Origin of the sequence: Flavobacterium flavipallidum (assembly GCF_038289905.1) — a bacterium.
GTDB lineage: Bacteria > Bacteroidota > Bacteroidia > Flavobacteriales > Flavobacteriaceae > Flavobacterium > Flavobacterium flavipallidum.
Window position 1 is genome coordinate 1 of sequence record NZ_JBBYHU010000027.1, and the last position, 23,546, is coordinate 23,546.

The following is a 23,546-nucleotide window of genomic DNA, read 5'->3' on the forward strand; positions in this document are numbered from 1 at the left end:
AACTTATGTTGCACCTGTAGGAACTGACAATTGTTCGGGACAATCAACCGTACAAACAGCCGGTTTACCATCGGGAAGTGCTTTTCCTAAAGGAAAAACGACAAATACTTTTGAAGTAACTGACGCCAGCGGAAATAAAACTTCTTGTACATTTGATGTAACGATCAACGATACAGAAGCTCCTGCAATAACATGTCCGGGCAATATTGTTCAATCAACCGATACAGGTTTGTGTAGTGCCGTAGTAACTTATGTTGCACCTGTAGGAACTGACAATTGTTCGGGACAATCAACCGTTCAAACAGCTGGTTTACCATCGGGAAGTGCTTTTCCTAAAGGAAAAACGACAAATACTTTTGAAGTAACTGATGCCAGCGGAAACAAAACTTCTTGTTCATTTGATGTAACGATCAACGATACAGAAGCTCCGGTAATAACATGTCCGGGCAATATTGTTCAATCAACCGATACAGGATTGTGTAGTGCCGTAGTAACTTATGTTGCACCTGTAGGAACTGACAATTGTTCGGGACAATCAACCGTTCAAACAGCCGGTTTACCATCGGGAAGTGCTTTTCCTAAAGGAAAAACGACAAATACTTTTGAAGTAACTGATGCCAGCGGAAACAAAACTTCTTGTTCATTTGATGTAGTTGTAATAGATAACGAAAAACCAAAAGTATTTACTCAAAACATCATTCTTCAATTAGACGCTACTGGAAATGTTTCAACCACAGCTGCTGCAGTTAACAATGGTTCAAGTGATAATTGTGGGATTGCGAGTCTAAGTTTAAGCAAAACTGATTTTAATTGTTCAAATTTTGGAGATAACACAGTTACCTTAACTGTAACGGATGTAAATGGAAATAGTTCAACTGCAACTGCAACTGTTACAGTAGAAGGTTATGCTGTTATTGATACTCACCCCCAAAGTACAGAATTAGTGTATGGTTGTGATGCACCAATCTTAAATGTAGCAGCTCATGTGGTTGGTACGGGAACTTTGAGTTACCAGTGGTATAAAAATACAACAAACAGTAACAGTGGAGGAACTTTAATTGTAGGGGAGACATCAACTAGTTATCAAACACCTCATAATTATAATGTTGGAGATTATTATTACTATGCAGTTGTCACCACTAATTCTTGTTCAGTTGCAAGTGATGTTGCAAAAGTAGCTATTACCCCTCAAACAGCGTCAGCGGTAGGAGATATTTATTATACAGGTCCTATTATGGCTTGGACTACAAGTTCTACAAGTAATACTGCAACAGTAACTTTGGCTGCAACGATTAAAAATAGTAAGCCTTGTGGCGATATAAGAACAGCACGAGTAACTTTTACAGTAAATGGTCAGCCTATTTCAAGTGCTCAAAATCTTCCAGTTGGATTTATTGATCCAAATCATCCTGCACTGGGTGGTACAGCCTCTGCAATTGTACAGCTGAATATAGCTAACAACGCTACAAGTGATTTATTTGATATCGGTGTAATTATTTCAGGAAATTATGCTACAGGGAATTTTGTGCCTGGTGTAGTTACAGTTATAAAACCAAAACCTGGTGGGGTTATAGGTGGAGCAGTTGCTTTATGTAATGACAATGCTACAGGTTATGTAAAAGGAACAGGAAAAGCGAATTTAAATTTTTATGTAGAATATGCCATGAAAGGTAAGAGCGTTTCGAATCCAAAAGGAAAAGTAAGTTTATGTGTATCAAGCTATAATAAACCAGACGGAACTATTGATAATGTGCCTCATTGGTATTTGATAAAAAGTAATGCTATTGCCAGTTTGAATATTACGTCACCTACAGCAACTTTTTCAGGAAAAGCCAATATTGCTGAAATGAATTCTCTTACCGGTGAATTGACTCCAATTGAAGGAAATTGTCAAATGGTTTTGGATTTAAAAGATGCAGGAAATACAACGGGAAGTGATTTAGTAGGTATAACAATTCAACGAAATGGAGGAGGTATATGGTATTCTAATAATTGGGTTTCTACAAAAACAGTTATGGCTTCTATTTGTGGAGGAGACTTAAATGTATCGGGAGCGCCTTCATCGGGTTCAACTACTGCTAAAGTTTCGGATGTAAAATCAGTTGCAACATTCCAAGAAGAAAATTCAACTGAACCAACGATATTCAGCGTAATCGCTTATCCAAATCCTTCTTCGAGTGTATTTACAATTGAAGTAGCGGGTAATAGTACTGAAAATGTTCAGGTATTGGTTTATGACAGTGCCGGAAAATTATTAAAAGTTATTGATAAGAAAGCAGGTGATTCAATCAGTTTTGGAGAAGATTTACCAAGAGGAACGTATATTGCTAAAATAACTCAAGGAGTTGAAAGTAAAACGGTCAACTTAATTAAGAAATAATAATATTAAAATTATACTATTAAAAGCCAACTCATTCATTTGGGTTGGCTTTTAATTTTTAGTTAAATATGTTTTTACTAAAAAGGTTTAAGTCAAAAAAACATTATTTTAGAGCTAGTTAAAGAGATTTTTAGAAAAGTATAATTTAAATAGTAAGCTATGAAAAGAAACGCAACTGCAGTCTGGAAAGGTTCTCTCAAAGAAGGGAAAGGAGTTTTGACAACTCAAAGTAAGACATTAGAAAATACTCAATATTCCTTTCATTCCCGATTTGAGGAAGGAGTAGGCACAAATCCAGAAGAATTAGTTGCAGCGGCACATTCGGGCTGTTTTACAATGCAATTATCAGCTTATATTACCGAAGCCGGATTTGAAATTGAAAGTATTGAAACTAAATGCGTGATTAATTTATTGGAAGGGACAATTAAAGAATCTAACTTAACTGTAAATGCTAAAATTGAAGGGATTTCAGATGCGGCTTTTCAGGAATTGGTAACAAAGGCAGAACAAAATTGCCCAATTTCTAAGCTGTTTAATACTACAATTACAACTTCAGCTAGTTTGATTTAAAAAAAAATAATAGAAAAAGGCTCGTTTTTATTAGAAAACAAGCCTTTTTTATGAATATAAGTTTGAAAATTAATCAAACAAATCAGATGATAAATAACGATCCCCACGGTCGCAAATAATAGCTACAATCACACCAGATTCGAGTTCTTCGGCAATTTTTACAGCTACTGCTACAGCACCACCGCTGCTCATTCCGGCAAAAACCCCTTCTTCAAGCGCTAAACGTTTGGTCATGGCACGAGCTTCTTTTTCGCTTACATCAACAGTACGATCTACTCTGGAAGGATTGAAAATTTTAGGCAGGTATTCTTCAGGCCATTTTCTAATTCCCGGAATTTGAGAACCTTCTGAAGGTTGCGCACCTACAATTTGAATATTTGAATTTTGTTCTTTCAAATAAGTCGAAGTTCCTATAATAGTTCCTGTAGTTCCCATAGCTGAAACAAAATGAGTAACACTACCTTCGGTATCTTTCCAAATTTCAGGACCTGTGGTGTTGTAATGCGCTTTCCAGTTGTCATTGTTGGCAAACTGATTCAACATAATATAACCACCTTCGGCAACCTTTTTATCAGCATAATCTCTTGAACCTATGATTCCTTCACTGGCAGGAGTAAGGATTACTGTTGCACCATAAGCACGCATGGTTTGGGTACGTTCTTTAGTGGAATCTTCCGGAAGGATTAATTCGATTTCGATACCTAATAATTGCGCAATCATGGCTAATGCAATTCCGGTGTTACCACTGGTAGCTTCAATTAATTTATCTCCTTTTTTAATCTCACCGCGGTCTAATGCGCCTTTGATCATATAATATGCAGCACGGTCTTTAACACTACCACCGGGATTGTTGCCTTCTAATTTTAAAAGTAGTTTTACGTTTTTATTTTTTACTAAATTGACTGTTTCTACAAGCGGAGTATTCCCTATTAAGTCAACTAATTTTTGAGATTTCATATTATTTAATTTCTTTTACTTTTATTTCAGTCGTTGTGGTGTTCATGACAATTGATTTTGCAGGAACCGACTTAGTAACCCAGGCATTTCCTCCCACAATGCTGTCTTTGCCTATAACAGTATTTCCTCCAAGAATGGTCGCATTGGCATAAATACATACATTTTTTTCAACAGTAGGATGCCTTTTGGCGTTTTTCATTTCTTTGCTTACACTCAAAGCACCCAGTGTAACTCCTTGGTAAATTTTAACGTGTTTTTCAATTACAGCTGTTTCACCTATCACAATACCTGTGGCGTGATCAATAAAAAATGGAGAGTCAATTTGTGCTCCGGCATGAATATCCGTTCCGGTAATACGATGTGCATATTCGCTCATTAAACGAGAAAAAAGCAATAAATCCTGTGAGTATAATTCATGACTAATTCGATAAATTGCGATCGCATAAAATCCCGGATAGGCCAAATAGACTTCTTCGATACTATTAGAAGCAGGGTCGTTTTCTAAAATGTATTCGGCATCCTGATTTAATTTTTTTAAAATTGAAGGCAGTTTAGCCACAAAATGATCCCAACCACTTTCGCACAAAGCATTTGGTTTTTTACAGGCAAGAGCAGCAATTTCTTTGAATTGTTGTTCCAGTTCGTCAATACTTTCATTCAATGGTGCATTAGCATCAAATAAAGTATAAAATATTTTCTCTGTAAAAGCTTCGACCTTAGTTTTGATTCCGTAATTTATTGAGGTATGGCTTTTTAGCTCATTTATGTTTTTTATAATTAAATCCTTTGTCATGACTTTTGGATGGTATAGTTAGTAGTGCAAAATCTACTTTTGATTTTTGATGCAATTTAAAACAAATATATTGAACTATTTTGAATAAAAGGACAAGATGAAGCAAGCATTCACAGGATTATATTGTTTTTTAAAAATGTATTTGAACTGTTTTAAATAGAATTTTCAGGAATTGAATTAGGCTTTGCATACACCACAATTTTAATTTTATTACTTTTGAAAATTGATACTATTAAAAATGAAAAAATTAGTTTTTCCTATCATGTTTATTGCTATTGTTGTTGCCTTTTATGAACAAACTGCAGCAGATAAAAATGTTTATGTAACTGTAATTGCGATGGCTGTTTTTATGTTTGGAATAATGCGCTTAAGTGCAAAGACACCTAGTAAAAATCCTCAAAAAGAAGATGAAAATGTTGACTAAAGGAGATAAAGTAGCGGTGCTTGATGAGGCTATCAACGGAGTAGTGGTAACGGTTAAAGGACAAGAGGTTACAATAGAAACAGATGAAGGATTTATAATGCAGTTTTCGGAAAGTGAACTGGTTAAAACCGGAGATGCCGATAATTTAATGGATACTGTAAAAAAGATAAATACAGAAGCAATAAATAAAGAAAAAGCAATTCCCAAACCTAGAAGTTTTGTAAAAGAGAAAAGGGAGAAAGGCAATGTTCCCGTTCCTGAATTTGATTTACATATCGAAAAACTGGTTAAAAATAAACATGGCATGTCTAATTATGATATTTTGACGTTGCAGGCTGAAACTGCCCAGCGCCATATTGAATTTGCTATCAAAAATCGTATACCTAAAATTGTACTAATTCATGGTGTAGGCGAGGGGATTTTAAAAGCCGAATTGGATTTCCTATTAGGGCGATACGATAATATTGATTTTCAGGAAGCCAATTATCAAAAATATGGGCAAGGTGCCACCGAAGTTTATATTCGTCAAAGTAAAAAATAAATTGAATTTCAGATAAAAAGAAAGCTCGTTTGAACTAACAAACGAGCTTTTTTTTTATAATAATCCAAGATTAATTGGATGTGGTATTCAGCTCTCCTAAAGTATAACTACTACCTAAATTAAAAGTAGCAAGACCTTTTTGTAAAGAAACATTTTTCAAAACAACAGTGTGTTTATAAACATTAGGACCGTTAGTGGTCGTAGTTACTTCAATAATTCCGCTTGTACCACTTACTCCGGCAACACCACTCCATAATTCGCTTACTGCAGGAGTAGTAGGAGTTGTGCTTTGACAAAAATAATCAGAGGTTAATAGGTTTGAGAATAAGCGATACGTTAAAATGTTAGTGCTAGTTCCTATTAATCCTGTTCTTGGCGTATTTAGTGGGGTAACTTCATTTGGAATTAAGCTAGGATCAATCGTAAGGATTAAGGCTTCACTGGTATTGTATTCGTAAACATCATTAGATGAAGTACATTTTGTTAGTGATTGATTAAAGTTAAATGGCAGTGTAGTTGTCGAAGAAGTGTAATTACCAAATCTAAAAGTTTCATACTGTTGTTCAGAACCATCAGGTTTTTTAAAATTTACATCAATCAATACAATGTTGTGATTGTAACCGGTTATTTTGGTAGCATTCGTCGTGGTGTTGGTTTCTTTGTTAGTAGAAGTTACAATTTGAATAGTACCACTTATAGCAGTCCACTGTTCTGTAATCACAGGAGTTGGCGGAGCGAGGGATTCACAAATATTATCAGATGCTACAGTTCCATTATAAAAACGATAGACCACTTTGTTTGTTGATGTAGTAATGTTTAAATTGATTGTGTCATTTGCTTCAGTCAGTTCTTTAGGGAAAATAGTTTTATCAATTTCCATAATCAGTGCTTCCTGATCTTTCAGTTTATAAATAATATTCTTATCGCTACAACTTTGAGTAGTAGTTACATCTTCGAAGCTAATATCTTCCTGGGTTAAGTTTCCATCGTCACAAGCATTAAGAAATGCTAATAAAACCAAAAGGCTTAGGGCTTTTTTCATTGTAAAAATTTTGACAAAAATAGGCAAAAAATGACAAATGCGAATCGGCTTTTGATAATTGATTATTTTATAACTTTGCGACAATGAAAAAAATATACCTCGATAACGCTTCTACAACCGCCATCCGTCCTGAAGTGATTCAGGAAATGACTAAAGTACTGGCTGAAGATTACGGAAATCCATCCTCAACACATAGTTTTGGTCGTAATGCTAAAAATATTCTGGAACTTTCTCGAAAATCAATCGCAAAACAACTCAATGTTAACGCACAGGAAATTGTATTTACTTCGGGAGGAACCGAAGCCAATAACTGGATTTTGCGTTCGGCAGTCAAAGATTTAAAAGTCAAACGAATCATTAGTAGCAAAATTGAGCATCATGCGGTTTTGTTGGCTATTACCGCTTTGCAAAGGGAATTTGGTATTCAAGTGGATTATGTGAATTTGTTAGCCAATGGTGAGGTCGATTTGACTCATTTGGCTGATTTATTGAATCAGGAGGTGAAGACATTGGTGAGTTTAATGCACGTGAATAACGAAATAGGAACGGTGTTAGATTTAGAGCGTGTAGGTGTTATTTGTAAGCAATACAACGCTTTATTTCATTCGGATACGGTGCAGTCTATGGGAAAAATACCATTGGATTTACAAACGATTCCGGTAGATTTTGTGTTGGCAAGCGCCCATAAATTTCACGGACCAAAAGGAGTTGGTTTTGCTTTTGTTAGAAAAAATACCGGATTACAACCCTTGTTTTTTGGAGGCGAACAGGAAAAAGGCCTTCGTGCCGGAACCGAAGCCATTCATCAAATTGCCGGAATGGCAAAGGCTTTGGAACTTTCTTATGCTCATTTGGAAGAAGAGAAAAATCAGATTTCAGAGGTGAAAAATTACCTGATTGAACAATTAGGAACTACTTTTCCAGGCGTTCTTTTCAACGGAACAAAGGATTCTTTTTATAATATTTTGAATGTATTATTGCCTTTTTCAGAAGAGAAAACAGCGATGATTTTATTTCATCTGGATATGCGCGGTATTGCGGTTTCCCGCGGAAGTGCCTGCCAAAGCGGAAGTATCAAACCTTCGCATGTTTTGGCTGAAATTCTTTCGGATGATTTGGTTCGAAAGCCCAGCCTGCGTATTTCGCTGAGTCATTATAATACCCAAGAAGATATTGACGGCTTAATCGAAGCGTTGAAAACAGTATAAAATTGAAAGCGTCCTATTTCAGGACGTTTTTTATGGATTTACCTAAAGTTAATGAGGTCAAACGTTGTAAATAATTGTTACTGTTTTTAACCGTTATAAAGTTTCATTTTTAGGTAGTTATCCGGAGTCATAACTGCTAAAGAACTGTTTTTATAATCTTTAATATTTCTTGTAATTATAATATCAATCTCTTTATGTAGTTCGGCCGAATAGTTTTGTAAGGCATCTTCAAAATCTTTGAAATCTGAATTTAAGGCTTGTATTATTGAATCTTTATTTATTACCAGAATTTCTGTAATAGACATTAACATTTTCAATTTCTCTATTACTATGTCATGTTTTGCGTTTTGTCTTAATAAGTAATAGATATTACTTATAATTACAGGAGTAATGAATCCTATGATTTCTTTAGACTCACATAGAGATAATATTTTTGCTGCATTTTCAGAAAACGGCTCTCTGTCAAAAAAGAAATCAAGAATTACATCTGTATCAATTAGTATTTTGGTCATAGATTATAAATATTTTTCAGATAATCGATTAGCCAAATCTTTTTTATAATCATTATTTTTAGGTGCTTTGAATGAACCTTTTAATGATTTTACTATAGGAGTTAATTCTATTTGGTTTTGAGCATTTTCGTTTGTTAAAGCTTTTAAATAATTTTCAATTAAATCAGATAAACTACGTTCCTTTTCCTTAGCATATTTTTTAGCTTTTTCAATTACAGCTTGTTCTATTGTTAATGTTAGCTTAGTATTCATGATATACTATATTTATTTTAATAATATATACAAAGTTAAGAAGCTTTTTTTGTACGTGCAAGTTTATTTATTAATGCACGTGTTTTTTGTGTTGAGCAAACAATTTAATATCTGATTCATGCTTTTTCTTTTTCATCTATTAAATTATGTTTTTTAATTAACACCCATAGATGTTTTCGACTAAATTGAAATACCATAAAATTATTTTTAAGTACCTCTTTTATCCAAAAATTAATCCTGTATTGTAATTAGTTCTTTGTAAATTAGTGTGTTCGGAAAATAATCTGCTGTTTCTTGAAAGAGTACAATGAACATTGTTTAACAGAAATCATTAGTAGTTTATTTTGGATAAACTAAGTAATTAATACCCCTAACTAAATGTCAAATTCAATTTTTTTAAATTAATGGAAAATCATTCAGGTCAACCTTCTCCGGGAAGTATTATGCAAATTGGTACAGGATTTTGGGCCTCCAAAGTTCTTTTAAGCGCTGTTAAGTTTGAATTGTTTACTTTGCTTGCTGCAGCAGAGTCCATGTCAGCAGCGGCGATTAAATCAAAATTAAATTTTAAATGTACTGACAGGCATGTTTTTGACTTTCTGGATGCCTTAACCGCTTTTGGCTTTTTAAAAAGAGAAGGTTTTCTCGAAACGGCTAAATATTCCAATAGTCTGGATACGCACCTATTTTTGGATAAAAAGAAAGCCACTTATGTTGGCGGCATGCTGGAAATGCTTAACAATCGCTTGTATGGATTTTGGGGTAATCTGGAACAGGGATTATTGACCGGAGCGCCTCAAAATGAAGCCAAACAAGGTGAAAATTTGTTTGAGAAACTATATGAAGATCCCAACCGATTAAAAGAGTTTATCCATGCGATGAGCGGTGTTCAAATGGGGAATTTTATGGCTTTGGCACAGCAGTTTGATTTTTCCAATGCCAAAAGTCTGGTAGATATAGGAGGTTCCGGAGCGTTGTTATCACTGATGGTTGCTAAACAACATCCGCACATGAGTTGTACTAGTTGGGATTTGCCGGCGGTGGCTCCCATTGCCAATGAGACCATTAATCAATTCCAATTGCAGGATCGGGTAAAAACCGCTGAAGGTGATTTTTTCAAAGATGATTTTCCAAAGGCGGATATCATTACGATGGGGAATATTTTGCACGATTGGGATGAAGAAACGAAGATGATGCTGATTCAAAAAGCTTATGATGCCCTGCCGGAAGGAGGTGTTTTTATTGCGATTGAAGGAGTTATTGATCCGGAACGTAACAAAAATGCTTTTGGACTGATGATGAGTTTGAATATGTTGATTGAAACCGGAACAGGCTTTGATTATACCTTTGCCGATTTCAATAAATGGACGAAAGCCGTTGGTTTTCAAAAAACCGAAATCCTGCCCTTAACCGGACCCAGTTCGGCGGTGATTGCTTACAAATAATGCAAAAGCTAACTCGGAGGAGTTGGCTTTTTTGTTTTTGTAGGTGTGGATTTCAAATCTATTATTTTGGTTTTCTTCTGCTTCAAAATAATGACCTCAATATTGTAATTCCGACGCAGGAGGAATCTCATTTCGTTTTTCAATAGTGTGGGCACGGATTGTATCCCGAAGATTCGGAACCCCGCTATCAGGATAACTAGATAGAGTTAGCTTTTTGGTTTTAAGTTATTTTAGGCTAAAGATTGATTAAGTTGTGATTCGACAGTAAAACAATCGAAACAAACGAATGTGTGAATAACCATGCAGTCAGCTAAATCATATTTGTCTCCAATTGAATCTAATTGAGCATAAAATGTCATAGTTTGTTCACAATCCTTACATTTAGGATATTCATCTACTTTTAAATCGTCTGGGCGTCCACCTAAAAAATGTCTTGTTCCTGCAATATCATTCCATTTATAACCAACAACAGATTTAGCTTCTTCTGTTTCAGGTGTTGTTATTAGTTTTATCTTAGGTATTTCCATTTTTAAATATTTATTTTTGATTATTTTATTTTTAAGTTTAGCTAGAGCAAGTATCTTCTGCTAGCGCGAACATCTTGCTCGTGCCCACAACTAATTTAAATCTATTTCCAAAATGAAATGATTGATATTCAGATTATTTCCTTTACTAATGGCATTTGGAAAACTTTTAAAATAAGCTCCTGTTTTTTCTCCAAACTTGTGTTTTTTACTCATTGTAATTTTTTAAATATCTGTACGGGCACGAGCAAGATGCTCGCGCTAGCATGGGATTAGCAACGATAGTAATTAATTTAATATATGAAATTGTGACTTTTTTTCTATCCATTTATTGAATTTATTTTCACAATATTCTACAGTAATTTGCCAAGTTGGTTCTTCAACTAAAATATTCTCAAAAGCATTGTCAAAACTGATAGATAATCCACCAATGAAAATTTTTCTTTCATGAATCAAAGTTCTTTTTTTTGTTGTAAATATTTCAAGTTTGTTTCCTAATATTGTTCTTAATTCTTTTTTTATTTCTTTGTATTCATATATGTTACGTGGAAAATCTCTACTTACTAATGAAAAATAATTTATTTTTTTGTTTTTAAGATTTATTAAAAATCTTGATGAATAATCTCTATTAAAACAATGTATAATGTCTATGTTTTTTGGAATTTTTAATAAGTTCTTAAAAAATTCTTCGACGTCACTATTGTCGTTGAATTGACTGAAATCATAACATGTGATACCTTTTGATAATAAATCATTTAATATGTAATTATAATTATTTTTTTTAATATTTGTTAGATCCAATAAATTAGTGAATTCATCCATTCTAAATTCTGAATTTTCTGAAAATTTTATTGGTACTATGTAATTTATCTTACTATTAGTATATAAGTTATAAACGTCATTTTTATAATTTTCAATTGATAAAGAACTTACAGTAATATATCTTGATTCGTCAAAAATTTCTTTTATAAAAGCTTGAAAATATTCTTGATTATTTGGATCTATTTTACTTTCAATGTAATTTATAATTTGTTTGTTTGTAATAAATTCATTCTTTTTATTAAATAATATGTTTAATAAATTTCTATTAACAAAAGGATTGTTAGAAAATGAGTTTATATAAAAGTCGATTTCTGGTATTAATTGCATTACATTAATTCTTTTACTAAATTGTAAGAAGTATCAAAGAATCCTTCTGGAAAAGGTTTAGATAATTTTCCGTCTTTGTTAATTTTATGTTCACTTATGTCAAATTTTTCTTTACTTCTTTTGAAATAATAGATGGAAATATCCTCTGGTTTTATTCCATTAAAATTGTTTTTAATTAATACTTGTAGTTTTCGAATTATATGTTCAGAATGGGTTTCAATAAAATAAGAATTTTTAGAACCTATACTTAATAAAGTTTCAATAAATTTTGCTTGTAAGGAAGGATGTAAATGAACTTCTGGTTGTTCAATTATTATAGTTTGTCCGTTTTTGGTGTAATTTTCCGATAGTAATGCTTGGAATAATATTGGTATTTGTAGAGAAACACCATAACCGACATCAGTAATATTAGACCAATAACCTTTAGTTTTAACGTTTAACGTTAAAACAGGAATATCTTTGTTTTTTATTAATTTAATTTCTTCAGCTATACCAAATTCTTTAATTGTCTTATTTATTAAATTAATTCTTTCGTTTTGTTCATTTGCGCTTAAATGTTTATCACCAAGTATATTAATGAACTTTTCAATATCAATTAATTTATATGACGATTTTTTATCTTCTTGAAAATAAAATCTTTTGGGGTTATTACCTATTGGATTTACAAAACGAATTTGATCAATTTCTTCATTCATATAATTTTGGAAAACTAGTAAATAAGCTAAAGTAAAAAACAATTTATCTTTTATTTCTTTATCAAAATCCTTTTCTATATGTTCTTTTAAATTTCCTATATATGTAAAAAAGCCTTCTTTATAACCTGTAATATTTTCTATTGTACCTTTGAAAAAATCGAATTCAATTTTTATCGAACATGTAAGATTTCTAAAAAGTTCATCGTTTTCTTTTTCATGTGGTATGATTTCAATTTGTCCAATTTTTTCATTCTTAATAATAGTATTTATAGAAGTATGATCATCTAGTTTATTATTTAAAATAAACTCTATTTTGGTTTCTTTTTCAACATAATTCTCTATTATTTCCTTTATTAAATTGGATTTTTCTTCAGTTAAATCATCCATTTCATTTAATAAATTTAAAAAGTAATCTGGGTATTTTGTATTATTTGAAAAGTGAAAACTTAGATTTTGATTGTATTTTTTATTATAAATTACTTCATCATAATTACCTAAATCTGTATAATCTCCTTTGAGTTTTAAATTTGATTCAAGAGGATTATCTATAGTTTGTTTTAATGCTAATAAAAATTTGAGTAATGAACTTTTACCTCCACTATTTTCTCCAATCAATATATTTATTTTAGAAAAATTAAAATTTTGGGCTTTAAAACTTCTAAAATTATTTATATATAAATTAAACATATTTTGCTTTTAATGAATTTAGTTGATTTTTTTCAAATGTATTAAAAATATCTTACAAAATTAATTTTTTAAAGTAAGGATTTACTCTGTTATAAATAGCTTCATCGTGTTTTTTAATTTTGATTTTGACGTACTTGGAAGCCGGCATATTGCTTTCTTTGACCACATTATTAACCGATACCAGCACATTGGTTTCCGGGAAATAGGTTACCGTGTTTTTTTCAGGAATAGGGTAGGGAACAATAATAAATAAGGGCGCAATGCGTTCGATACCATCATCATAATTAAATAAATCCACTTTATCTCCATTTTTAAAGCCTGCTTTTTCAATGTCTTTTTCATTCATAAAAATTACCCGTCGCTCGTTTTTGATACCACGGTAGCGGTCGTCCAGTCCGTAAATGGTGGTGTTAAATTGGTCATGGGTTCGGGTGGTGGCCATCAGGTATTCGTCTTGAGCTAAGGTATTAACTGGGGCACTTGTTAGTGTAAAAGGAACACGATCGCCAAATTGTTTCGTATTAAACTTTCCGTCCCTTGCGGCATTAGGCAAATAAAAGCCTCCTTTTTGGCGGACTCTCACATTGTAATTTTCAAAACCCGGAATGCATTGTTCAATGGCATCTCGCACCGCATCATAATCATTGTGGTATTTTGCCCAATCCACTACTGATTTGTCACCTAAGGTGGCCATGGCCATGCGGCAAACAATCTGGGTTTCGTTGATGAGTTGGTCCGAAACGGGTTTCAAAATTCCTTTAGAATCCTGAACTACGCCCATAGAATTTTCGGTAGTCACAATTTGTAGTTCGCCATTCACAATATCCATATCACTGCGTGACAAGGTTGGCAAAATCAACGATTCTTTACCGTGAATCAAATGCGTCCGATTCAATTTGGTCGAAACACTGACGGTAAGATTGAGCTTTCGTAATGCTTCTGTAGTGTAGGTGGTGTCTGGAGTCGCTGATAAAAAATTGCCTCCCAAACAAAATAGCACCTTCGCTTTTTCATTATGCATCGCTTTTATGGCGTTTACCACGTCATAGCCTTTTTCGCGAGGCGGATTAAATCCAAAATAATTTTGCAATCGATCCAATTGTTCCTGTGTTGGTTTTTCGTCAATCAGCATGGTGCGATTGCCTTGAACATTGCTATGTCCACGCACCGGACAAACCCCAGCTCCGGGCTTGCCAATACTGCCTTTTAGCAATAAAATATTAAGGATTTCTTTAATGATATCTACTCCGTATTGTTGTTGGGTAATTCCCATTCCCCAGCAAAAAATGATTCGTTTTTTAAACGCCAGCATTTCGGCTGCCTGTTGAATGGCTTCTTTTGGTACTCCTGATTCTTCCACAAATTGGTCAAAATTATAATCCTCAAATTGTTTCAGGTAAGCTTCAAATCCGGTTGTTTTTTCGTGAATGAATTCTTGATCTAAAATTTTACCCGGATTTTTCTTTTCAAAATCCAGCAGCAGCATTTCTAAGGCTTTTAGTAAAGCCATATCGCCGCTAATTTTTACAGGAAGGTACAAATCAGCCAGTTTTACGGGATTGCCAAGAATCCCTTTTACTTCCTGCGGATTTTTAAAACCCATCAATCCTGCTTCCGGCAAGGGATTGATAGCAATAATCTTAGCACCGTTTTTCTTGCCTTTTTCAAGTGCAGAAAGCATTCTTGGTGCGTTGGTACCTGGGTTTTGCCCAATGATAACAATCAAGTCGGTATCATAAAAATCTTCCAGTTTTACCGTTCCTTTTCCAATTCCGATGGTAGGTCGCAGTGCCGTTCCCGAGGTTTCGTGACACATATTGGAACAATCCGGCATATTGTTGGTTCCAAATTCTTTGGCGAATAGTTGGTATAAAAATGCCGCTTCGTTGCTGGTTCGTCCGGAAGTGTAAAAAATAGCTTCGTTGGGTGAATCCAATTCGTTCAGGGATTGAGCAATTTTTTCAAAAGCAGCCTCCCAGGAAATCGCTTCGTAATGTGTACCGTTTTTAGGTAAATACAGCGGATCTGTCAATCGGCCTTTTTTACCTATTTCATAATCGCTTAATTGTGAAAGTTTGTAAACCGAATTTTCCTTGAAAAATTCAGGAGTGATTTTTTTAGTGGTGGCTTCTTCTGCCAGTGCTTTTACACCATTTTCACAGTATTCGCCTATTGGTGAGCGTTCATCATCGGGATCCGGCCAGGCACAACTTGGACAATCAAAACCACCCATCTGATTCATTTTGAACAAAGCTTTTCCGCCACGTGTAAGTGTTTTTTCTTCAATCAAATCGCTAATTGATGCCTGTACACCTTGCATTCCTGCTGCCCAATCTTTGACTTTAGTTAGTTTTAAATCTAAAGTTTTATAGGGGTTTTCGGGATTGGGTTGTTTTGGATTTTTATCGTCTTCTTTCATGATCAATGTTTTATTGGAGGTGGAAAGTCTAGGTTTAATTTTCTGTGGTTTCTAAATTGAAAGTACTACTTTGACAATAAATATTAAATCGGTTTTCGTTCAAGAAACCAATGAGTGTGATGTTGCATTCTGTTGCCAGTTCAACAGCTAAACTCGAAGGTGCTCCAATGGCCGCAACAACTGCAATTCCTGCCATGGCTGCTTTTTGCACTAATTCGAAGCTGATTCTTCCGCTAAGTAGTAAAATATGTTGGTTTAATGGCAGTAAAACTTTGGTGAAAGCCTTACCGATTAATTTATCTAAAGCATTGTGTCTTCCTACATCTTCCTGTATAAACAATAATTCTCCATCAATGCGAAACAATGCCGAAGCATGAATGCCCCCTGTATTGGAAAAATCGCTTTGTGCCTCTCTTAATTTTTGAGGGAGTTGGTATAAAATTTCGGATGAAATAGTAATTGGAGTAGGGGCTAGCTCTTTAAAAGGACTTACTGTTTTTATAGCTTCAATGGAACTTTTTCCACAAACCCCACAACTGGAAGTGGTATAAAAATTCCTGTCTGCCTGCATTAATTGAGGTGTAAAACCTTCTTTTAATTCAACCTGTACGCTGTTGTTTTTTTGCAAAGCACAATTTTTTTCAACATGAAAAACGCCTTGGATTGCTTCATATTCAGTGATGATTCCTTCAGTAAATAAAAAACCGAGGGTTAAATTAAAATCATTTCCCGGAGTACGCATGGTAACCGAAATATTTTGAGTAACAACTTCTTGATTTTGATAGTATTTTAATCGGATTTCGAGCGGTTCTTCTATGGAGAGTACATCTTCTTGGACTGAAATTTGAGTTCCATTGACTTTTTGTATCAGCTTGTTTTTGATGGAAATACTTTCCAAATCCTTTATTTCCATACTAATTTTTTTAATTTGAAAAAGATTGAATAAGTGCTTTACAGAAGGAAGCATTTAAAATTACTATAATTATTGCAGATAGTCAATAAAAGGAAAGGCTATCTTTTTTTATTGCAAATGAAAGGAATCGTATAGAATGCTAAAGTTCTGAAATTAAGCTGAGAGAATGTTTTTTTTTTTTTGCTTGATCAAAAAAGAAACAAAAAAATCAAGCCAGGCAAATAAAAAGCTTAAAAACTACCTCAAAGCTCCGTTCCGCACCCCAAGCCGTTCGCCTTTCAGGCTCAACTTGTGGAGTGCTGCCACTGTGCTTTTTCGTTGTTTTTGTACGCTTTTTATTTGAGGGCGGTTGCTGTGGAAATTAGTAGCTATATAAATTTTATGTTTTAAGAAAAACGAATTATAAGAGAGAGTCAGGATATTTTTCTGTTTTTCTTTTTTGCTTGATCAAAAAAGAAACAAAAAAATCAAGCCAGGCAAATAAAAAGCTTAAAAACTACCTCAAAGCTCCGTTCCGCACCCCAAGCCGTTCGCCTTTCAGGCTCAACTTGTGGAGTGCTGCCTCTATGCTTTTTCGTTGTTTTTGTACGCTTTTTATTTGAGGGCGGTTGCTGTGGAAATTAGTAGCTATATAAATTTTATGTTTTAAGAAAAACGAATTATAAGAGAGAGTCAGGATATTTTTCTGTTTTTCTTTTTTGCTTGATCAAAAAAGAAACAAAAAAATCAAGCCTGGCAAATAAAAAACGTAAAAACTACCTAAAAGCTCCGTTCCGCACCCCAAGCCGTTCGCCTTTCAGGCTCAACTTGTGGAGTGCTGCCACTTTGCTTTTTCGTTGTTTTTGTAGGCTTTTTATTTGAGGGCGGTTGCTGTGTGGAATATTTCAGTTGTTTATTTGTAAATTCTATTTATTTAGGACTTTTTCAAAAGCTAATCGTTCTCCACCTCTAAAATAAACTTCTCCGCAGTGCTGATACCCTAATTTTTCAAAAATGGAAAGCATGGCAAAATTGTCAAAGTTGGTATCAGCTTTGATGCTGTAAATTTGCTTGCTCAAGGCAAAATCTTCAATGTAATTCAGGATCACTTTAGATAAACCTTTTCCCAAATGCTCTTCGGCAATAGCTACCCGATGAAATACGACAAAATCTTCATTGGTTAGCCATTTCCCGATAATTTTGGCATATTCTGGTTCGTCATTGATGAGTACTGCTGTGTAGCCAATGATTTGGTTCTCAATGGTCAAAACAAATCCTGTCTCTTTTTCAATATCTTTTTGAATGACTTCCGGATTTGGGTAACCATCCTGCCATTGGTTACTGCCATCTTCTTTGCGACGCTGAATCGCTTTTTGTAGAATATCCCAAATTGAAGGGATTTCAGAAAGATTCGCTTTTCTAAATTGATAGCTCATAGTTTTATACTTGAATCACTCCTAAATTAAATGCTTTTTCAATAGGAGCGTGGTTTGCTGCTTCGATTCCCATCGAAATCCAATTACGTGTTTCTAATGGATCGATAATCGCATCGGTCCATAGTCGGGAAGCGGCATAATAAGGAGATACCTGCTCGTCATAACGGGCTTTTATTTTGTTAAATAATTCGGATTCTTTGGCTTCGTCAACGGTTTCACCTTTAGCTTTTAAAGCAGAAGCCTCTATTTGTGCCAATACTTTAGCAGCTTGCGTTCCGCCCATAACGGCTAATTCGGCACTTGGCCAGGCTAACATTAATCTTGGATCATAGGCTTTGCCACACATGGCATAATTTCCGGCTCCATAGGAATTTCCAACGACTATTGTAAATTTTGGAACAACCGAATTACTCACCGCATTTACCATTTTGGCTCCGTCTTTGATAATTCCTCCTTGTTCCGATTTGGAACCCACCATGAATCCGGTTACATCCTGAAGGAAAACTAACGGAATTTTTTTCTGGTTGCAATTGGCAATAAAACGTGTGGCTTTGTCGGCACTATCGGAATAGATCACGCCTCCAAACTGCATTTCGCCTTTTTTGGTTTTGATAACCTTTCTTTGATTGGCCACAATTCCTACTGCCCAACCGTCAATTCGGGCATATCCGGTAATGATGGTTTGACCGTAGCCTTCTTTATAAGCTTCAAATTCCGAATTATCCACCAAACGAAGGATGATTTCCATCATATCGTATTGTTCACTTCGGGCTTTTGGTAAAATACCGTAGATTTCATTATCGTCAAGAGCTGGTTTTTCCGCTTTGATACGGTTGAAACCTGCTTTATCATAATCGCCAATTTTATCTACAATATTTTTTATTTTGTCTAAGGCATCTTTGTCGTCCTTGGCTTTATAGTCAGTTACTCCTGAAATTTCGCAGTGCGTTGTTGCTCCACCTAAGGTTTCATTATCGATGGTTTCTCCGATGGCAGCTTTAACCAAATAACTTCCGGCTAGAAAGATACTGGCAGTTTTGTCCACAATAATGGCTTCATCGCTCATGATAGGTAAATAAGCACCTCCCGCCACACAACTTCCCATAATAGCTGAGATTTGGGTAATTCCCATACTGCTCATTATAGCGTTGTTTCTAAAAATGCGACCAAAATGTTCTTTGTCCGGGAAAATTTCGTCCTGCAAGGGTAAATATACTCCAGCGCTATCGACTAGATATATAATCGGAATTTTGTTTTCCATGGCGATTTCCTGTGCGCGTAGGTTTTTCTTAGCAGTTATAGGAAACCAGGCTCCAGCTTTTACCGTAGCGTCATTAGCTACCACAATACATTGCTTACCTTTGATATAACCTATTTTTACCACAACTCCTCCCGAAGGACAACCTCCATGTGCTGCGTACATGCCGTCTCCAACAAACGCACCAATTTCAATACTTTTGGCATTGGCATCCAGCAAATAGTCAATACGTTCACGAGCCGTCATTTTGCCCTCGGCGTGTAATTTTTGAATGCGTTTTTCACCTCCGCCTAATTTTATTTTGGCAAATTTTTGTTTTAAATCAGAAAGTAAAAGTTTATTGTGGTCTTCGTTTTTGTTGAAGTTCAAATCCATGGTTGTATTGTTTATTGCCGAATATAAGGGTTGCTAAAATACAAAATCTGTGGTTTTTTAACCGCAAAGGAAACAAAGTTTTTCGCAAAGTTTGGAAGGAATAATTTTTTTAAATTTTGTGTAATCTATGGTTTTTATTAAAACAAAGGACACAAAGTTTTTCGTAAAGATCACAAGTAATAATTCGTGTAATTTTTTTACCATATAAGTCATATAAGTTTTTTTGATTTAAACTAAAGTAAAAAGTTAAGTCAATATTAAGGTTTATTAATTTATAAATATTTGTGTAATTAGTGGTGGAATTTAGACACAAAGGTCAGGGGATTTTGAGAAGCTCACTAAGCATATATAAACTTTAATACATGCTAATTTTAGTCAAAGAAAGTCAAAACTTATATGACTTATATGTTTAAAAAGTTTAAGTTTTTTTTGTTACAAAAAAGAACCGCAGCTTCACAAAGGTTTAAATTTGCGAAGCTGCGGTAAAAAAAATAAAAAAAAATTATTTTTTGGAATCGTGTACCAGTCTTTTTAAAATGGCCCATTGTTTTAAGGCATCACGAGCTTCAACTGCAGGATAACCTAACATGGTTTTGCCGGCAGGAATATCGCAGGTAACTCCCGATCCTGCGCCCACTACAGCACCATCGCCAATAGTAGTGTGGTCTTTTATGGAAGCACTTCCGCCAATGATTACGCCGTTTCCTAAGGTTACGGATCCAGCCAAACCACTGTTTCCAGCCATAATGCAAAATTGTCCCAGTTTACTATTGTGTCCTATTTGGACTAAGTTGTCAATTTTGCAGCCGTTTCCTAAAACCGTTGAGCTAAATTTCCCTCTGTCAATACAGCTATTGGCGCCAATTTCGACATTATTACCAATAATGACATTCCCAATTTGAGGTATTTTTACAAGACCTTTTTCAGGACAAGGACGGAATCCGAAACCATCAGCTCCAATAGTAGCATTTGGATGAATGATGCAATGATTTCCTATATGGCAGCGTTCTCTTACTACTGTACCTGACCAAATAACGGTATTGTTTCCAATGGTACTTTCGTCAAGAATGGTAGTGTTAGGATATAGAATACTGTTTTCGCCAATATTTACTTTAGGTCCAATATAACATCCTGCCCCAATTTTAGTTCCAGCGCCAATAATAGCTGTTGAATCCACCACAGCAGATGGATGAATATCTACATGGAATTGAGGAGCTGGTAAGGCAAAAAGTTCTAAAATTTGTGACATCGCCAAATCGGCATTTTTAACTTTTATAAAAGCCCTGTTTTTGCCTGGTTCAATAGAAATATCTTCGTTTACTACTGCAACACAAGCCTTTGATGTAGCCCAGAGTTTTTCGTATTTTTTACTTCCAATAAATGAAATTTCTGAATTTGAAGCAACTTCAAGTTGTTCAGCAGCAGTAATGTTTTGCAAGCTTGTACCGGAAATAACGCCTTTTAAAACATTATTTATTTCTTCAATGGAGTAGGATTTCATGTTTGTTTTGGTATTTAGGTTGATATAGAAGACTCAAATAAAGAGATTCTGAGAAGATATTCCTAATGTTTTATTAGTTGTCTGGTAATTTAAGAGTAAAAAGGCGTGTTTTTTAATTTTTTTGGGAAGAAAATAAAGAATAATCTTTTTAGCTCTGTATTATAAAATAAAGAAAGCCATCTCCAAAATGCTTTGGTGATGGCTTTAAGAGTTTTAATTTCAGTATATTAACGGTTTCTGTGTCCGTAATGATTTCCTCTATCGTGATTTTCTCTGTAATTGTCGGCATAACGGTTGTCACGACGATTATCATAACGACGGTTGTCATAACGGCGACTTTCTACGTATCTGTTGTTATAACGGTTATTTGAATATCTTTCGTTATGACAATTGTAATAAGTGTAAGGACGACTTCCGTGGTAACCTCTTAATTCAATACGACGGGCGTGATTCAAATCGTAGTTTCTATATCTTGCAGGAACGTATCTCGTACGACACCAGTTTCCGTTGTTTAAATAAACGTATAATCCAGCGCTAACATCATAATACGATTCGATTTCTGGGATATAGTAAAAATCTACGTTAACATGGTTTTGTGGTACCCATGCCGGTCTTACTACTACTGCTGGTGCTCCTATGTTTACATTTATTGAAACTTGTGCTTGTGAGGTAGCAGCAGCTGCAAAAAAAACAATTCCGGTTGCGATTAATTTTAATGCTTTCATGATTTCTATGTTTTAAGTTATTTTGGGGTTTTATTTATTTGTATTAATGGTAAAAACAACTAGCGTGCCAAAAATATTTTATTAACTTTATTTTAACTTTTATTAGTTTTGAAAAAAGAAGCGTTTATTAGCATTTCTTTATTTATTATTACTAAATAATTAGTGTTTTTTATTTCCATTACCATGGCCGTTATTCCCGTGGTTTTGATTTTTATCTGATTTGAAATTTGTATTATTATTACTTTTGTTTTTACTGTTTCCAATCATTTTTTGAGGTGATCCTTTATAACCTTTATAATATTTAACCTTATGGTTTTTAAAATGTTTGTAAGGCGTTTTTCCATGATAATCTGTTAAAACTACTTTGTAGACATGATACAAATCGCAGTTTTTATAGCGGCTTGGAAGGTTTTTTATACGAGTCCACCTTCCGTTGTTAAAATATATAAACTGAGCCAGTCTTATATCATAGTAACACTCAATATCGGGTAAGTAATAAAATTCTACATTTGAATATCCAGCTGGTCCCCAGGCTGGTGGATTTCCAATATTGACATTTACAGATACTTGTGCCTGTGTGTTGCTGCTTAAAAATAATAGCATTCCAGCAACGATTAATTGTATGGTTTTCATAAAATTATAGTTTTAAAATTTAGAGTAATTAATTTGAAATTATATTTTCAATTTGCGTGCCAATGTTTGTTTTGTTAACTTTATTTTAACATTTGAACAAGGCGTAAAAAAAAGAAACGCTATTAGCGTTTCTTTTATTATTTAGTAGTTAAAAAAATTAGTGTTTTCCGTGACCACGATTGGAATTATGATTGTCCCAATGTTTATTATCATGTTGGTTACCTCTTCCGTTATCGTGTTTATCGTATTTTCTATAACCTATTGCTTTTTGCGGTTTTCCTTTGTATCCTTTGTAATATTTTACTTTGTGATTTTTAAAGTATGCATAAGGAGTTCTTCCGTGGTAATCGTGTAAGACTACTTTATAACCGTGGTACAAATCATAGTTACGGTATCTTACAGGTAGCTGTCTTGCATGAATCCATCTTCCGTTTCCAAAATAAATAAATTGTGAATGACGTATATCATAATAACATTCAATGTCGGGTAAATAATAATAATCAATATTTGCATATCCTGCAGGTCCCCATGCAGGAGGAGTTCCAATATTTACATTTACGGATACTTGTGCATTTGCGGAGGTAGAAGTTGTAAAAATGATAAAGGCTGCGATAATAAATTTTAAAGTTTTCATAAGTTCTATTTTTTTATGTTAGACATTTAACTTTGGTAGGATTAAGCCAATTACTGTGCCAAAAATAGATTTTAAAATTAAATTGCCTTAAAAAGAAACAGCCTGTTTTTGTGAAACAGGCTGTTAATTAATGGGTTATAGTTTTAAAATTAAAGTAATAAAATTAATAAAAGCAGGATGATAATTATGGTTCCTACTGATAAATAAATCCCATGACCTGAATTTTTTAAATTCTTTTTAATGGTTTTAACCTCAGTTCTCAATTCTTTTTTTTCAGAAGAAGACAAATTGGATTTATCCATTTCTTTGATTTCATTGAGTCGGTTAAGCATTGTTTTTACCTCTGCAGGAACTTCTTTTGGAGTTGCTGTTGCATTTTTTTCAATTGCATAGGTGTTTGTAGGTAATACGCTTAAAGATAGTATTAAGGCCAGTAAATAAAAGATTCGTTTTTTCATACTTAAAAAAATTAAATTAAAATCCAGTTCTTTTTC

General features: G+C 34.1%; 24 protein-coding genes. 6 read left to right on the top strand and 18 right to left on the bottom strand.

Annotation, left to right across the window (positions count from 1 at the left end; genetic code table 11):
• Both AAEO59_RS12240 and AAEO59_RS12245 read left to right on the top strand, forming a co-directional pair.
• Positions 1 to 2,380 (top strand): HYR domain-containing protein (locus tag AAEO59_RS12240; protein ID WP_341701031.1); only part of this gene is annotated, 2,380 nt, incomplete at its 5' end.
• A gap of 159 nt (positions 2,381 to 2,539) precedes the next feature.
• Positions 2,540 to 2,950: an OsmC family peroxiredoxin gene (locus tag AAEO59_RS12245; protein WP_341701032.1), complete on the top strand. Its 411-nt coding sequence runs from the start codon at positions 2,540 to 2,542 to the stop codon at positions 2,948 to 2,950.
• 69 nt (positions 2,951 to 3,019) lie between these two features.
• Here the strand turns inward: AAEO59_RS12245 and cysM are convergent, their stop codons facing one another.
• Positions 3,020 to 3,907, bottom strand: coding sequence for a cysteine synthase CysM (gene cysM / locus AAEO59_RS12250; RefSeq protein ID WP_341701033.1), 888 nt, complete (start codon positions 3,905 to 3,907; stop codon positions 3,020 to 3,022).
• Position 3,908: 1 nt separating this feature from the next.
• Positions 3,909 to 4,700 carry a serine O-acetyltransferase EpsC gene (gene epsC, locus AAEO59_RS12255; protein ID WP_341701034.1) on the bottom strand — a complete coding sequence of 264 codons (792 nt, stop codon included), beginning with the start codon at positions 4,698 to 4,700 and terminating at the stop codon, positions 3,909 to 3,911.
• Between the two features lie 238 nt (positions 4,701 to 4,938).
• On the opposite strand from epsC, the gene AAEO59_RS12260 reads away from it, so the two are divergent.
• Both AAEO59_RS12260 and AAEO59_RS12265 read left to right on the top strand, forming a co-directional pair.
• Entirely contained in the window at positions 4,939 to 5,124 is a 186-nt protein-coding gene (locus AAEO59_RS12260) for a hypothetical protein (protein ID WP_341701035.1), read from the top strand.
• The gene (locus tag AAEO59_RS12265) at positions 5,114 to 5,665 is read left to right on the top strand and encodes a Smr/MutS family protein (RefSeq protein WP_341701036.1); all 552 of its coding nucleotides are present in this window, start codon (positions 5,114 to 5,116) and stop codon (positions 5,663 to 5,665) included. Before AAEO59_RS12260 ends, AAEO59_RS12265 begins: the two co-directional genes overlap by 11 nt.
• 70 nt (positions 5,666 to 5,735) lie before the next feature.
• Here AAEO59_RS12265 and AAEO59_RS12270 read toward each other — a convergent pair whose 3' ends face one another.
• Positions 5,736 to 6,707, bottom strand: coding sequence for a hypothetical protein (locus tag AAEO59_RS12270; RefSeq protein ID WP_341701037.1), 972 nt, complete (start codon positions 6,705 to 6,707; stop codon positions 5,736 to 5,738).
• Positions 6,708 to 6,790: 83 nt separating this feature from the next.
• Here AAEO59_RS12270 and AAEO59_RS12275 point away from each other — a divergent pair, with 83 nt between their 5' ends.
• Complete coding sequence (locus AAEO59_RS12275; RefSeq protein WP_341701038.1) at positions 6,791 to 7,915, top strand: cysteine desulfurase family protein; 1,125 nt, start codon at positions 6,791 to 6,793, stop codon at positions 7,913 to 7,915.
• A gap of 86 nt (positions 7,916 to 8,001) precedes the next feature.
• Here the strand turns inward: AAEO59_RS12275 and AAEO59_RS12280 are convergent, their stop codons facing one another.
• The gene (locus AAEO59_RS12280; RefSeq protein ID WP_341701039.1) at positions 8,002 to 8,427 is read right to left on the bottom strand and encodes a PIN domain-containing protein; all 426 of its coding nucleotides are present in this window, start codon (positions 8,425 to 8,427) and stop codon (positions 8,002 to 8,004) included.
• 3 nt (positions 8,428 to 8,430) lie between these two features.
• Positions 8,431 to 8,679, bottom strand: a complete 249-nt coding sequence (locus AAEO59_RS12285) for a DUF6364 family protein (RefSeq protein WP_341701040.1) — start codon at positions 8,677 to 8,679, stop codon at positions 8,431 to 8,433.
• Between the two features lie 404 nt (positions 8,680 to 9,083).
• Between AAEO59_RS12285 and AAEO59_RS12290 the strand changes: the two genes are divergently transcribed.
• Positions 9,084 to 10,124: a methyltransferase gene (locus AAEO59_RS12290; protein WP_341701041.1), complete on the top strand. Its 1,041-nt coding sequence runs from the start codon at positions 9,084 to 9,086 to the stop codon at positions 10,122 to 10,124.
• 230 nt (positions 10,125 to 10,354) lie between these two features.
• Here the strand turns inward: AAEO59_RS12290 and AAEO59_RS12295 are convergent, their stop codons facing one another.
• From AAEO59_RS12295 to AAEO59_RS12355, 13 genes are all read right to left on the bottom strand, one after another.
• Positions 10,355 to 10,651 carry a hypothetical protein gene (locus AAEO59_RS12295; protein ID WP_341701042.1) on the bottom strand — a complete coding sequence of 99 codons (297 nt, stop codon included), beginning with the start codon at positions 10,649 to 10,651 and terminating at the stop codon, positions 10,355 to 10,357.
• 90 nt (positions 10,652 to 10,741) lie between these two features.
• The gene (locus AAEO59_RS12300; RefSeq protein WP_341701043.1) at positions 10,742 to 10,864 is read right to left on the bottom strand and encodes a hypothetical protein; all 123 of its coding nucleotides are present in this window, start codon (positions 10,862 to 10,864) and stop codon (positions 10,742 to 10,744) included.
• Positions 10,865 to 10,936: 72 nt separating this feature from the next.
• Positions 10,937 to 11,797 (bottom strand): hypothetical protein, encoded by an 861-nt coding sequence (locus AAEO59_RS12305; protein WP_341701044.1) that lies wholly within the window; start codon positions 11,795 to 11,797, stop codon positions 10,937 to 10,939.
• Complete coding sequence (locus tag AAEO59_RS12310) at positions 11,797 to 13,179, bottom strand: DUF3696 domain-containing protein (RefSeq protein WP_341701045.1); 1,383 nt, start codon at positions 13,177 to 13,179, stop codon at positions 11,797 to 11,799. Before AAEO59_RS12310 ends, AAEO59_RS12305 begins: the two co-directional genes overlap by 1 nt.
• A 52-nt stretch (positions 13,180 to 13,231) precedes the next feature.
• Positions 13,232 to 15,598 carry an FdhF/YdeP family oxidoreductase gene (locus AAEO59_RS12315; protein WP_341701046.1) on the bottom strand — a complete coding sequence of 789 codons (2,367 nt, stop codon included), beginning with the start codon at positions 15,596 to 15,598 and terminating at the stop codon, positions 13,232 to 13,234.
• A 34-nt stretch (positions 15,599 to 15,632) separates the two neighbouring features.
• Positions 15,633 to 16,511, bottom strand: coding sequence for a formate dehydrogenase accessory sulfurtransferase FdhD (fdhD, locus tag AAEO59_RS12320; RefSeq protein ID WP_341701047.1), 879 nt, complete (start codon positions 16,509 to 16,511; stop codon positions 15,633 to 15,635).
• A 905-nt stretch (positions 16,512 to 17,416) separates the two neighbouring features.
• Positions 17,417 to 17,926, bottom strand: a complete 510-nt coding sequence (locus AAEO59_RS12325; protein WP_341701048.1) for a GNAT family N-acetyltransferase — start codon at positions 17,924 to 17,926, stop codon at positions 17,417 to 17,419.
• 4 nt (positions 17,927 to 17,930) lie between these two features.
• On the bottom strand, positions 17,931 to 19,559 hold the full coding sequence (locus AAEO59_RS12330; RefSeq protein WP_341701049.1) for an acyl-CoA carboxylase subunit beta: 1,629 nt from the start codon (positions 19,557 to 19,559) through the stop codon (positions 17,931 to 17,933).
• A gap of 502 nt (positions 19,560 to 20,061) precedes the next feature.
• Positions 20,062 to 21,060: a UDP-3-O-(3-hydroxymyristoyl)glucosamine N-acyltransferase gene (lpxD, locus tag AAEO59_RS12335; RefSeq protein ID WP_341701050.1), complete on the bottom strand. Its 999-nt coding sequence runs from the start codon at positions 21,058 to 21,060 to the stop codon at positions 20,062 to 20,064.
• Positions 21,061 to 21,287: 227 nt separating this feature from the next.
• Positions 21,288 to 21,785 carry a hypothetical protein gene (locus tag AAEO59_RS12340; protein WP_341701051.1) on the bottom strand — a complete coding sequence of 166 codons (498 nt, stop codon included), beginning with the start codon at positions 21,783 to 21,785 and terminating at the stop codon, positions 21,288 to 21,290.
• A gap of 159 nt (positions 21,786 to 21,944) precedes the next feature.
• Positions 21,945 to 22,418 (bottom strand): hypothetical protein, encoded by a 474-nt coding sequence (locus AAEO59_RS12345; RefSeq protein ID WP_341701052.1) that lies wholly within the window; start codon positions 22,416 to 22,418, stop codon positions 21,945 to 21,947.
• Between the two features lie 157 nt (positions 22,419 to 22,575).
• Positions 22,576 to 23,052, bottom strand: coding sequence for a hypothetical protein (locus AAEO59_RS12350; RefSeq protein ID WP_341701053.1), 477 nt, complete (start codon positions 23,050 to 23,052; stop codon positions 22,576 to 22,578).
• Positions 23,053 to 23,201: 149 nt separating this feature from the next.
• A complete protein-coding gene (locus tag AAEO59_RS12355; RefSeq protein WP_341701054.1) occupies positions 23,202 to 23,510 on the bottom strand; it encodes a hypothetical protein in 309 nt (102 codons plus the stop codon).
• Positions 23,511 to 23,546: the final 36 nt, after the last annotated feature.

Coding starts and splice junctions, on each gene's coding strand:
- AAEO59_RS12325 (WP_341701048.1), bottom strand. CDS start 17,926: ATGAGCTATCAATTTAGAAAAGCGAATCTTTCTGAAATCCCTTCAATT.
- AAEO59_RS12270 (WP_341701037.1), bottom strand. CDS start 6,707: ATGAAAAAAGCCCTAAGCCTTTTGGTTTTATTAGCATTTCTTAATGCT.
- AAEO59_RS12295 (WP_341701042.1), bottom strand. CDS start 10,651: ATGGAAATACCTAAGATAAAACTAATAACAACACCTGAAACAGAAGAA.
- AAEO59_RS12310 (WP_341701045.1), bottom strand. CDS start 13,179: ATGTTTAATTTATATATAAATAATTTTAGAAGTTTTAAAGCCCAAAAT.
- AAEO59_RS12285 (WP_341701040.1), bottom strand. CDS start 8,679: ATGAATACTAAGCTAACATTAACAATAGAACAAGCTGTAATTGAAAAA.
- AAEO59_RS12280 (WP_341701039.1), bottom strand. CDS start 8,427: ATGACCAAAATACTAATTGATACAGATGTAATTCTTGATTTCTTTTTT.
- AAEO59_RS12330 (WP_341701049.1), bottom strand. CDS start 19,559: ATGGATTTGAACTTCAACAAAAACGAAGACCACAATAAACTTTTACTT.
- AAEO59_RS12350 (WP_341701053.1), bottom strand. CDS start 23,052: ATGAAAACTTTAAAATTTATTATCGCAGCCTTTATCATTTTTACAACT.
- AAEO59_RS12300 (WP_341701043.1), bottom strand. CDS start 10,864: ATGAGTAAAAAACACAAGTTTGGAGAAAAAACAGGAGCTTATTTTAAA.
- AAEO59_RS12315 (WP_341701046.1), bottom strand. CDS start 15,598: ATGAAAGAAGACGATAAAAATCCAAAACAACCCAATCCCGAAAACCCC.
- epsC (WP_341701034.1), bottom strand. CDS start 4,700: ATGACAAAGGATTTAATTATAAAAAACATAAATGAGCTAAAAAGCCAT.
- AAEO59_RS12245 (WP_341701032.1), top strand. CDS start 2,540: ATGAAAAGAAACGCAACTGCAGTCTGGAAAGGTTCTCTCAAAGAAGGG.
- fdhD (WP_341701047.1), bottom strand. CDS start 16,511: ATGGAAATAAAGGATTTGGAAAGTATTTCCATCAAAAACAAGCTGATA.
- AAEO59_RS12265 (WP_341701036.1), top strand. CDS start 5,114: ATGTTGACTAAAGGAGATAAAGTAGCGGTGCTTGATGAGGCTATCAAC.
- lpxD (WP_341701050.1), bottom strand. CDS start 21,060: ATGAAATCCTACTCCATTGAAGAAATAAATAATGTTTTAAAAGGCGTT.
- cysM (WP_341701033.1), bottom strand. CDS start 3,907: ATGAAATCTCAAAAATTAGTTGACTTAATAGGGAATACTCCGCTTGTA.
- AAEO59_RS12290 (WP_341701041.1), top strand. CDS start 9,084: ATGGAAAATCATTCAGGTCAACCTTCTCCGGGAAGTATTATGCAAATT.
- AAEO59_RS12260 (WP_341701035.1), top strand. CDS start 4,939: ATGAAAAAATTAGTTTTTCCTATCATGTTTATTGCTATTGTTGTTGCC.
- AAEO59_RS12345 (WP_341701052.1), bottom strand. CDS start 22,418: ATGAAAACCATACAATTAATCGTTGCTGGAATGCTATTATTTTTAAGC.
- AAEO59_RS12305 (WP_341701044.1), bottom strand. CDS start 11,797: ATGCAATTAATACCAGAAATCGACTTTTATATAAACTCATTTTCTAAC.
- AAEO59_RS12355 (WP_341701054.1), bottom strand. CDS start 23,510: ATGAAAAAACGAATCTTTTATTTACTGGCCTTAATACTATCTTTAAGC.
- AAEO59_RS12275 (WP_341701038.1), top strand. CDS start 6,791: ATGAAAAAAATATACCTCGATAACGCTTCTACAACCGCCATCCGTCCT.
- AAEO59_RS12340 (WP_341701051.1), bottom strand. CDS start 21,785: ATGAAAGCATTAAAATTAATCGCAACCGGAATTGTTTTTTTTGCAGCT.